This window comes from Stenotrophomonas pictorum JCM 9942 (assembly GCF_001310775.1).
Classification (GTDB): domain Bacteria; phylum Pseudomonadota; class Gammaproteobacteria; order Xanthomonadales; family Xanthomonadaceae; genus Stenotrophomonas; species Stenotrophomonas pictorum.
The window spans coordinates 1-10,281 of the sequence record NZ_BAZI01000072.1; the positions used below are offsets into that span (position 1 = coordinate 1).

Below are 10,281 nucleotides of genomic sequence, written 5' to 3' on the forward strand. Positions count from 1 at the left end.
AGCCAGCATCGACGAGGACCCGGGCGTGAAGTTCGTGCGCGGCGTCTACGCCGAGTTCAAGCGCCGCGGCTCGCCGACCGTGGTGATGGGCGCCTCGTTCCGCTCCACCGCACAGATCGAGGCGCTGGCCGGTTGCGACCGTCTGACCATCTCGCCGGACCTGCTGGAAACGCTGGGCGCCGATTTCGGCGAGCTGCCGCGCAAGCTGGTTGCTGGTGCTGCGGAAGCGGTGAATGCCGCCGCGATCGACCAGGCCCGGTTCGACGCCGATCTGGCCGCCGATCCGATGGCCACCGAAAAGCTGGCCACCGGTATTGATGCTTTCGCCAAAGATCTGAATGCGCTGCGGCAGATGATTGCCCTGCGTCTTGCCTGAGGTTATTGCCATGTCCCTGCGTATCCGTGGTCCGCTTTCCCGCATCATCGCCCTCGGTCTGTGCGCGCTGGGTAGCGCCTGCGCCACCGACCCGGCGTCTTCCTTCAGCGTGCCGGAGATCCGCCCCGGCGTTGCCCAGGGCTATCTGGAAACAGCACAGCTGCCCGACAGCATCGCGCTGCTGCCACCACCACCGGCAGCCGGCTCGGCCGCGTTCGCGCTCGATGAGCAGGTCAACCTGGCCCGCAATCTGCGCGGCACCCCGCGTTGGGAGCAGGCCATTGCCGATGCCAACCTGCAGTTCCCGGCGGCGGCATCGATCTTCGCCTGCGCCATCGGCACCGACGTCAGCGAACAGACCACGCCGCGCCTGTACGGCCTGCTGCGGCGTACCCGCACCGATGCCGCCGTGGTCAGCGACGCCGCCAAGCACCACTACAACCGCACCCGTCCGTTCGTGGCCAACGGTGAGTCCACCTGCACGCCGGACAAGGAAGCCGGTCTGGCCGAGAACGGTTCCTACCCTTCCGGGCATACCTCCATCGGCTGGGCGTGGGCGCTGATCCTGGCCGAGCTGGCGCCTGATCGCATCGACGCCATCCTGGCGCGTGGCCGCAGCTACGGTGAAAGCCGGCTGGTGTGCAATGTGCATTGGCACAGCGATGTGCTGTCGGGCCGCTTGATGGGCTCGGCGGTGGTTGCCCGTCTGCATGCCGATGCCCGCTTCCGCACCGATATGGACGCGGCGCGGAGCGAACTGGCGGCACTGCGCGCCCGCAATCCGGCTCCCCCTGCGAACTGCGCGGCCGAGGCGGCCGCGTTGGCGCAGCCGCTGCCGGTTACCGCGCACTGATTTCTTTAGGTGTTTCGCTGCCGACCGGACTCTCCCCCACCCGGCACACCGCGACCGTACGCAGACTCCACCGCGACCGGTCGCGGCTTTTTCTAACCGCCAGACGCCTCAGCGCGAGATCAGGTCGATGAAGCGCGCCACCTTGCGGTAGGGCGGACGCAGCAGATCGCTGCCGGCGCGCCGGCTCTGCCAAAGTACCGGCAGCCGCTTGCTCATCGCATCGAAGCCGGCCCTGCATGGTAGGCGCCCATGCCGCTGGCGCCGATGCCGCCGAACGGCAGGCCGTTGATCGCAAAATGCAGCAAGGCATCGTTGACGGTGACGCCGCCGGCCAGGGTCTGGCCGAGGATCGTCTCCACCGTGGCCCGCTCATGGCTGAAGGGATACAGCGCCAGCGGGCGATCGCGGCCGTTGATCATGGCGATGGCCTCCTCCAGCGTGCGGTAGCTGCGGATCGGCAGGATCGGCCCGAAGATCTCCTCCTGCATCACCTGCGTGTCATCGCCGGGCTGGAGGATCAGCGTCGGCGGGAACAGCCGCTCGCGGCGGGCGCGCTCGCCATCGATCATCGCCAGTTCCACCACCTGCGCACCGCACGCACGCGCATCGCAGACATAGCCGTGCAGGCGCTGGTACTGCGCGTCGTTGATGATGCGGCTGTAGTCACGCGGGTCACTGAAGTCACCGTAGCGCTGGCGCACCTGCGCGCGCAGCGCCGTCACCAGCGCGGCCACGCGCGCTTCATCGATGAGCACATAGTCCGGGGCGATGCAGGTCTGTCCGGCGTTGAACCATTTGCCGGTGGCCAGGCGCGCGGCGGCCGTCTCCAGCGGATAGTCCGCGGCGATGATCGCCGGCGACTTGCCGCCCAGCTCCAGCGTCAGCGGAGTCAGATGCTGCGCGGCGGCGGCCATCACCTTGCGGCCGACCGCGGTGGAGCCGGTGAACACCAGATGGTCCAGCGGCAGGGCCGAAAACGCAGCGGCCACGGTGGCATCGCCCTGCACCACACGCACCCGCTCGGGCGGAAACACCTCGGCCAGCAGCGACTGCAGGAACGCCGAAGTCTGCGGCGTGTGTTCGGAGGGCTTGAGCAGCACGTGGTTGCCGGCGGCGATGGCCGTGGCCAACGGCACCAGCGCCAGGTTGACCGGATAGTTCCACGGCGAGATCACCCCGACCACGCCCACCGGCAGCGGCCGCACCTGCGCCCGCGCCGGCCAGAAGCGCCAACCCACGCCGACCCGCTCGGGCTTCATCCAGCCGCGCAGGTGCGCAAGCAGGTGATCGATCTCGCCGGTGACCGTCATGCCATCGGCGATCACCGACTCATGGTGCGAGCGGTGGCCGAAATCGGCGGCGATGGCCTCGCTCATCGCGCCGATGCGGGTCTTGAACACCGCGCGCAGCCGGCACAGGTCATCACGACGCTGGCGGTAGTCGGGCCGCTGCCGCAACCAGGCCTGGCGCAACTGCGCCAGGGTCTGGGTCAATGTGGTCTGTACGTCGCCGGGCGAATCCATCACAACCTCCCCAAGGTCAGCGGCCACTGTAAACCAGAGTGCGTCGCACAAAAAAAAGGGCCGCCCGTCGCCGGGCGGCCCTTGGCCATCACTGCCGGAACCTCAGTGCGAGGACGCCTTGCTGGCGCCGATGCCGGTTTCGGCACGCACCTGCTGGGCCGGATAGGCGGCACGTTCGGCCTGTGCGTTCTTGCTCTTGTCGGTGATCGAGAACAGCCAGATGCTGACAAAGGCGATGGTCATCGAGAACAGCGCCGGGCTGGTGTACGGGAACGGCGCGCTGCCGGCCGGATTGCCCAGCGTGTCGACCCACACCGACGGCGAGAGCAGGGTCAGGATCAGCGACGAGGCCAGACCGAGCGAACCGCCAATGACCGCGCCGCGGGTGGTGCAATCCTTCCACAGCAGCGACAGCAGCAGCACCGGGAAGTTGGCCGAGGCGGCGATGGCGAAGGCCAGCGACACCATGAAGGCCACGTTCTGCTTCTCGAACACGATCCCCAGCAGCACCGCGATCACGCCCAGCACCAGGGTGGTGACACGCGAGACACGCAGTTCCGTGCCTGCGGGCGGCCTGCCCTTCATGATCACCGTCGCGTACAGGTCATGCGACACCGCCGAGGCACCGGACAGGGTCAGGCCGGCGACCACCGCCAGGATCGTGGCGAAGGCCACCGCGGAGATGAAGCCCATGAACAGGTTGCCGCCCACCGCCTTGCCAACCAGCACCGCGGCCATGTTCGGGCCGCCCTGGATGGTGCCGGTGACCGGATCGGCGTACTCGGGATTGGTCAGTACCAGTGCGATGGCGCCGAAACCGATGATGAAGATCAGGATGTAGAAGTAACCGATCCAGGTGGTTGCCCACAGCACCGATTTGCGGGCCTGCTTGGCATCGGGAACGGTGAAGAAGCGCATCAGGATATGCGGCAGGCCCGCGGTACCGAACATCAAGCCATGCCGAAGGAGATGGCCGAGATCGGATCCTTGACGAAGCCACCCGGGCCCATGATCGCCAGGCCGGTACTGGCCGCTTCCTCCGCGCTCTTGCCGCTGTTGGCCGCGATCTGGGTCTTGACCCGCACCGCCTCGCTGAACAGCGCCTCGAAACTGAAGTTGAAGTGCCACATCACCATCACCGCCATGAAGGTGACGCCGGACAGCAGCAGGCAGGCCTTGATGATCTGCACCCAGGTGGTGGCGGTCATGCCACCGAACAGCACATAGACCATCATCAACACGCCCACCAGCGCCACCGCGACCCAGTAGTCCAGGCCAAACAGCAGCTTGATCAGCGCACCGGCGCCCACCATCTGCGCGATCAGGTAGAACAGCACCACCACCAGCGTGCCGGAGGCGGCGAACATGCGGATGGGTTTTGCCTGGAAGCGGTAGCCGGCGACGTCGGCGAAGGTGAAGCGGCCCAGGTTGCGCAGGCGCTCAGCCATCAGGAACGTCAGGATCGGCCAACCGACCAGGAAGCCCAGCGCGTAGATCAGGCCGTCATACCCGTTGGTCATCACCGCGGCGGTGATGCCCAGGAACGAGGCGGCCGACATGTAGTCACCGGCAATGGCCAGGCCGTTCTGGAAACCGGTGATGCCGCCACCGGCGGTGTAGAAGTCGGACGCGGACTTGGTGCGGCCCGCGGCCCACTTGGTGATGCCAAGCGTGAACACCACGAAGGTCGCGAACATGATGATCGCGGTCCAGTTGGTCGGCTGGCGCACGGTCTGGCCGATGTCGCCCCCGGCGGCCATGGCCGCACCGCTGGCGATCAGCAGACCGAGCAGGGCGCCGGATCGCAGGACGGAGTAGGTCATTGTGCTTCCTCCATGATCTGTTCAGTCAACTTGTCGAATTCCCTGTTGGCACGGCGCACGTAGAAGCCGGTGATCAGGATGGTGAACACCATCAGGCCCAAGGCGATCGGAATGCCGACGGTGGTGATCTTGCCGGCGCCGATCGGCGTGGCCAGGAAGGCCTTGTCGAAGGCGATCAGGCCGATATAACCGTAGTAGGCCAGCAGCATCACGATGGTCAGGGTCCAACCCAGCTTGTTGCGCGTGCTGCGCAGCCGTTGGTATTTGGGGTTGGAGGCGATCCGCTCTACACGGGGATCGGCGGAAGCAGTCATTTTGATTCTCCGGAGGAAGGGAATACCGCGGCCACAACGCGCCAACGCGCTGTCGCTGCGACATGAGTGCTCCCCGTGGGGGTAGGGAGAGAGGCGTACTGCGTTTTCGGACGCGGTACCGGCGACACTGCACCGCCGGTACCGGAGGGGTCAGAAGCTGTACTTGGTGGTGAACTGCACGCGGCGGATGTCGCCCTTGCGGCCGTCCTCGATCTCGCGCACGCCGTACATCAGCTCGGCACCGATATCCACCTTGGGCATCGGGGTGTAGAACACATTGCCGCGGATGGACTGCACGCTCTTGGTCACCAGCGGCCCGGTGATCGTCGCGTCGTTGTCGTAGTCGCTGCGGGCGTAGATCAGGTTGGTGCGCAGCTGCGGCGAGAACGCATGGCGCCAGCCCACGTAACCGGCCAGCACACCGGTGAGATCGAGTTCGTCGCGCGCCGCGTCATAGGCACTGTCGGCGGTGATGCCCAGGCCGACATAGCGGGCGATGCCTTCGCCACCGGTGAGCTGGTAGTGCAGGCTGTCGCTGTCGGCCATCACCCACTTGCCGCCCAGGGTCAGGCCGCCGGCGATCTTGCTGGCATCGGCGCCGGTGACCTGGTTGTCCACTTTCAGCTGGCGCAAAAGACCGGCCACTCCGAACGTGCCCCAGTCGCCTTTCCAGCCGTAGCGCACGGTCAGGTCCGGCACCGAGCCGCGATCGGAATTGGGCGCGCCGATCAGCGTGGTTTCCGGATTCTCCAGCGCCACGCTCAGCCCGCCCTTGGTGTAGCGCACCTGCGCCTGGCGCACGAACAGCACGCCATCGGTCGGGCCGACGAAATCCACCGCTTCGGGAATCGACGCGGCGTCCATGAAGTTGGACCAGGTCTGGCCGGCCAGCCAGTTGTTCCAGTACATGTAGGCGTGCCGCAGGGTCACCCCATAGGTGTTGGTGGCGGTCTGGTTGCCCAGCGCATTGCCGAAGAAGTCCATCTCCACCAGCGCGCCGGCCTTGTCGCCGTTGTCGGCCACATGGTCCACACCGAGGTTGAAACGCGAGAACTTGGCATGGGCGTTGTAGTCCATGTCCGAGCGCTCGCCCGAGCCGCCGGCGCCCTGCACTGGAGTCTGCCCGGGCAGGTACAGCGCACGGCCGGTGGCATCGTCGGCCAGCTGGCCATCCCCGGTCTGGGTGGCCAGGAAGTCGGCCTTGATGAAGCCGCCGAACTTGAACGTGGTGCCGGGCGTGGCGCCCGGGGTGATGCTGGTGACCTGGATCGGCTGCTTGCCGGGCGGCAGCGCCGGTGTGGCGGCGCGTTCGGCCTGCACGGTGCGCACCTGCTGCACCTCGCTCTGCGTCTGCGTGATCGCCCCCTGCTGTTGCTGCTGGGTGGATACCAGCAGCTGCACCTGCCGTTCAAGTTCGGCCACGCGCGCTTCGAGCGCTTTTTCCCTGGCCGTTTCCGCAAAGGCCACACCCGGCGCAACCAGCGCGAGAAACAGCGCGGCAGCAGCGGGCGGCGGACGGTTTTCAACATGTGTCGATTCATCGGATCAGCCTCTCTCCAGGCGGGCGGCGGCCGCCACCAGTTGCACGGTCGCAGCCAGCGTGCGCGGCAAGCAAGACGCCCGGCTATTCGCCATTAGTCGAACCCGGCGCCGTATTCGACCATCGTCTAACCCGGGGGGCAGCGCGTGATGGAGCGTATGCGGCACACTTGGGAAGTTCCGGCTGTGCCACAAACACAGCTCCCCCCATTGGTTACAAGTGCAAAGGTGAGGGTTGCCATGACTGATGTTTATCCCGTTGATCCCGCATTCGCCGCGAAGGCGCGGATCGACAAGAACACGTACCAGCAGCTGTACCGCGAATCGGTGGAAAACCCCGACGTGTTCTGGGCCAAGGCCGCCGAGCGCCTGGACTGGTTTGTAAAGCCGACCAAGATCAAGAACGTCAGCTACCAGCTTGATGATTTCCGCATCAAGTGGTTCGAGGACGGCGAACTCAACGTCAGCGTGAACTGCCTGGACCGGCAGCTGGCTACCCGCGGCGACAAGACCGCGCTGCTGTTCGAACCCGACAGCCCGGACAGCCCGGCGCAGAAGGTCAGCTACCGCGAGCTGTACGAACGCGTGTGCCGCCTGGGCAACGCGCTGCGTGCGCTGGGCATCAAGAAGGGCGACCGCGTCACCATCTATCTGCCGATGATCGTCGATGCCGCCGTGGCGATGCTGGCCTGCGCCCGCGTCGGTGCGATCCACTCGGTGGTGTTCGGTGGCTTTGCCGCCAACTCCATCGCCGACCGCGTCGGTGACTGCGGCAGCAAGCTGATCATCACCGCCGATGAAGGCCTGCGCGGTGGCAAGAAGGTGCCGCTCAAAGCCAACGTCGACGCCGCGCTGAAGCTGCCGGGCACCCACACGGTGGAAACCGTGCTGGTGGTGCGCCATACCGGCGCGGCGGTGGACATGCAGGCCCCGCGCGACCGCTGGTTCCACGACGTGGTCGATACCCAGCCGGCGGTGTGCGAACCGGAGCGCATGAACGCCGAAGATCCGCTGTTCATCCTCTACACCTCCGGCTCCACTGGCAAACCCAAGGGCGTGCTGCACACCAGCGCCGGCTACCTGCTGTACGCGGCCTACACCCATGAAGCGGTGTTCGACCTGCGCGAGGACGACATCTACTGGTGCACCGCCGACGTGGGCTGGGTCACCGGCCACAGCTATATCGTCTACGGCCCGCTGGCCAACGGCGCCACCTCGGTGATGTTCGAAGGCGTGCCGAACTACCCCGATACCTCGCGTTTCTGGGAGGTGATCGACAAGCACCAGGTCACCATCTTCTACACCGCGCCGACGGCGATCCGTGCGCTGATGCGCGAGGGCGAGGCACCGGTCAAGCGCACCTCGCGCAAGAGCCTGCGCCTGCTCGGCAGTGTCGGCGAGCCGATCAATCCCGAAGCCTGGCGCTGGTACTACGAGGTGGTGGGCGATGCGCGCTGCCCGATCGTGGATACCTGGTGGCAGACCGAAACCGGCGGCATCCTGATCTCGCCGCTGCCCGGCGCGATCGACCTGAAGCCGGGCTCGGCCACGCTGCCGTTCTTCGGCGTGCAGCCGGCACTGGTCAATGCCGACGGCGAAATCCAGCACGGCGCGGCCGAAGGCAACCTGATCATCCGCGACTCGTGGCCGGGGCAGATGCGCAGCGTCTACGGCGACCACCAGCGCTTCATCGACACCTACTTCCGCACCTACCCGGGCAGCTACTTCACCGGCGACGGCTGCCGTCGCGACGCCGACGGCTACTACTGGATCACCGGCCGCGTCGATGACGTGATCAACGTCTCCGGCCACCGCATCGGCACCGCCGAGGTCGAAAGCGCGCTGGTCAGCCATCCGAAGGTGGCCGAGGCGGCCGTGGTCGGTTTCCCGCACGACATCAAGGGCCAGGGCATCTACGCCTACGTCACCCTGGTGGCGGGCGAGGCGCAGACCGAGGAGCTGCTCAAGGAACTGGTGGTGTGGGTGCGCAAGGAGATCGGCCCGATCGCCGCACCGGACCACCTGCAATGGGCGCCGGGTCTGCCCAAGACCCGCTCGGGCAAGATCATGCGCCGCATCCTGCGCAAGATCGCCGAGAACGCGCCGGACCAGCTGGGCGACACCTCCACCCTGGCCGATCCCTCGGTCGTGGCCTCGCTGGTGGAAGAACGCAAAGTGAAGTGACGTTCGACCATGCCGGCGCGCCGCGGTGCGCCGGCTGTCGGTCCGCGCGGAGGGCGTGGACCGGTATGCCCTGCCGTTATCCTGTTCCACCGGAAGGGCGCCCCTTCCCACGCATTGGACCTTACATGCCCACCCTCCTGATCGCCGATGACCATCCCCTGTTCCGCGAAGCCCTCAAGGGCGCGGTGCAACGGATCATTGCCGGCGTGCAGCTGCTGGAGGCCGACAGCGTGGAAGCGCTGTACGCGCTGGCCGAACAGCATCCCGATGCCGACCTGGTGCTGATGGATCTGAACATGCCCGGCGCGCAGGGCTTCAACGCGCTGGTGCACCTGCGCGCGTTGCATCCACAGCTGCCGATCGTGGTGGTATCCGCCCGCGAGGAGCCCACGGTGATGCGCCGCGCGCTGGACCACGGCGCATTCGGTTTCATTCCCAAATCCGCCGACTCGGACACCATCGGCCACGCGCTGGGCACGATCCTGGACGGCGAGCGCTGGGCGCCGGCCGAGGCGCACAACGTGCCGCCCACGCCGAACGAGGAGCGCGAGGTCGGCCAGCGCCTGCGCGAGCTCACCCCGCAGCAGTTCCGGGTGTTGCAGATGCTCGGCGTCGGCCGCCTGAACAAGCAGATCGCCTACGATCTGGGCGTGTCCGAAGCCACCATCAAGGCCCATGTCACCGCGATCCTGCGCAAACTCGGCGTCACCAACCGCACCCAGGCGGTGCTGATGGCCGGCAAGCTGGCCATCGACGACGACAGCATCGTGCTGCCGCCGGAAGAGGACTGAGGGGTCCGGCACACGCCCTGACAGAGCCGGTCCGGTCCCCGGGCTGCTACAATCCGCGCTCCCTTGGGGAGTAGCCTGCTTCCAGCAATGGAAGCGCCCACGTCAACATACTCGGCCAGTGCGCCGTGGCGTGGGCAGCCAGATCCGGTTGGCGAGACCAGCGGCCTGCGTGCGCAACGACGGTTGGGCGCCACGCGGGTCGTTCGTGTCCGCCCGACCAGGTAATCCAGATGTCCCCTCTTTCGATTGTTCTCATCGGCTTTGCCATGTCCACCGATGCCTTTGCCGCGGCGGTCGGCAAAGGTGCGGCGATGCGCAAACCGCGCCTGCCCGATGCCTTGCGCGCCGGCCTGATCTTCGGCGTGATCGAAGCCATCACCCCGGTCATCGGCTGGCTGCTCGGCCGCGCCGCCTCGCAGTATGTGGAAGCCTTCGACCACTGGATCGCGTTCGGCCTGCTCGGTGTGCTCGGCGTGCACATGATCGTGGCCGGGCTCAAACCCGATGACGGGGAGGACGCCGGCAGCCCGGAAAGCGGCAAGGCGCGGCACGGTTTCTGGGCACTGGCCGCCACCGGCTTTGCCACCAGCATCGACGCGATGGCCATCGGCGTGGGTCTGGCATTCCTGGATGTGCATATCGGCGTGGTCGCGCTGGTGATCGGCCTGTGCACCCTGACCATGGTGACGCTGGGCATCATGCTCGGCCGCGTGCTGGGCGCACTGGCCGGCAAACGCGCGAGATCATCGGCGGCGTGATCCTGATCGTGATCGGCAGCTCGATCCTCTACCAGCACCTGGGCGGCGCGGCCTGAGCCGTCAGGTGGGAACGATCCGCGCCGGCTACTTGCGGCGCGGCTCGTGCAGGGCGGTGAGGAA

Annotated in this window: 6 protein-coding genes, 3 pseudogenes and 1 riboswitch; of the genes and pseudogenes, 5 read left to right on the forward strand and 4 right to left on the reverse strand. The window is 66.9% G+C overall.

What is annotated here, in order from left to right:
* Both JCM9942_RS05930 and JCM9942_RS05935 read left to right on the forward strand, forming a co-directional pair.
* Positions 1-376 (forward strand): transaldolase family protein (locus JCM9942_RS05930; RefSeq protein ID WP_304941118.1); only part of this gene is annotated, 376 nt, incomplete at its 5' end.
* Positions 377-386: 10 nt separating this feature from the next.
* Positions 387-1,229, forward strand: a complete 843-nt coding sequence (locus tag JCM9942_RS05935; protein WP_054658379.1) for an acid phosphatase — start codon at positions 387-389, stop codon at positions 1,227-1,229.
* Between the two features lie 108 nt (positions 1,230-1,337).
* On the opposite strand, the pseudogene JCM9942_RS05940 reads toward JCM9942_RS05935, so the two are convergent.
* From JCM9942_RS05940 to JCM9942_RS05955, 4 genes and pseudogenes are all read right to left on the reverse strand, one after another.
* Positions 1,338-2,752: pseudogene (locus tag JCM9942_RS05940) on the reverse strand (coniferyl aldehyde dehydrogenase).
* A 102-nt stretch (positions 2,753-2,854) separates the two neighbouring features.
* Positions 2,855-4,575: pseudogene (locus tag JCM9942_RS05945) on the reverse strand (cation acetate symporter).
* Positions 4,572-4,889: a DUF485 domain-containing protein gene (locus JCM9942_RS05950; protein ID WP_054658381.1), complete on the reverse strand. Its 318-nt coding sequence runs from the start codon at positions 4,887-4,889 to the stop codon at positions 4,572-4,574. The pseudogene JCM9942_RS05945 and the gene JCM9942_RS05950 overlap by 4 nt, the downstream one beginning before the upstream one ends.
* 150 nt (positions 4,890-5,039) lie before the next feature.
* Positions 5,040-6,356: a DcaP family trimeric outer membrane transporter gene (locus tag JCM9942_RS05955; RefSeq protein WP_256202313.1), complete on the reverse strand. Its 1,317-nt coding sequence runs from the start codon at positions 6,354-6,356 to the stop codon at positions 5,040-5,042.
* A 312-nt stretch (positions 6,357-6,668) separates the two neighbouring features.
* Between JCM9942_RS05955 and acs the strand changes: the two genes are divergently transcribed.
* The 3 genes and pseudogenes from acs (at position 6,669) to JCM9942_RS05970 (ending at position 10,217) form a co-directional block, all read left to right on the forward strand.
* Positions 6,669-8,612 (forward strand): acetate--CoA ligase, encoded by a 1,944-nt coding sequence (acs, locus tag JCM9942_RS05960; protein WP_054658385.1) that lies wholly within the window; start codon positions 6,669-6,671, stop codon positions 8,610-8,612.
* Between the two features lie 125 nt (positions 8,613-8,737).
* A complete protein-coding gene (locus tag JCM9942_RS05965; RefSeq protein WP_054658387.1) occupies positions 8,738-9,403 on the forward strand; it encodes a response regulator transcription factor in 666 nt (221 codons plus the stop codon).
* Positions 9,404-9,466: 63 nt separating this feature from the next.
* A riboswitch (yybP-ykoY riboswitch) is annotated at positions 9,467-9,626 on the forward strand.
* Positions 9,627-9,633: 7 nt separating this feature from the next.
* Positions 9,634-10,217 (forward strand): annotated as a pseudogene (locus JCM9942_RS05970) (manganese efflux pump MntP).
* Positions 10,218-10,281 lie beyond the last annotated feature (64 nt).

Excerpts from the sequence above, each read along its gene's own strand:
- acs (WP_054658385.1), top strand. The coding sequence starts at position 6,669 with ATGACTGATGTTTATCCCGTTGATCCCGCATTCGCCGCGAAGGCGCGG.
- JCM9942_RS05935 (WP_054658379.1), top strand. The coding sequence starts at position 387 with ATGTCCCTGCGTATCCGTGGTCCGCTTTCCCGCATCATCGCCCTCGGT.
- JCM9942_RS05950 (WP_054658381.1), bottom strand. The coding sequence starts at position 4,889 with ATGACTGCTTCCGCCGATCCCCGTGTAGAGCGGATCGCCTCCAACCCC.
- JCM9942_RS05965 (WP_054658387.1), top strand. The coding sequence starts at position 8,738 with ATGCCCACCCTCCTGATCGCCGATGACCATCCCCTGTTCCGCGAAGCC.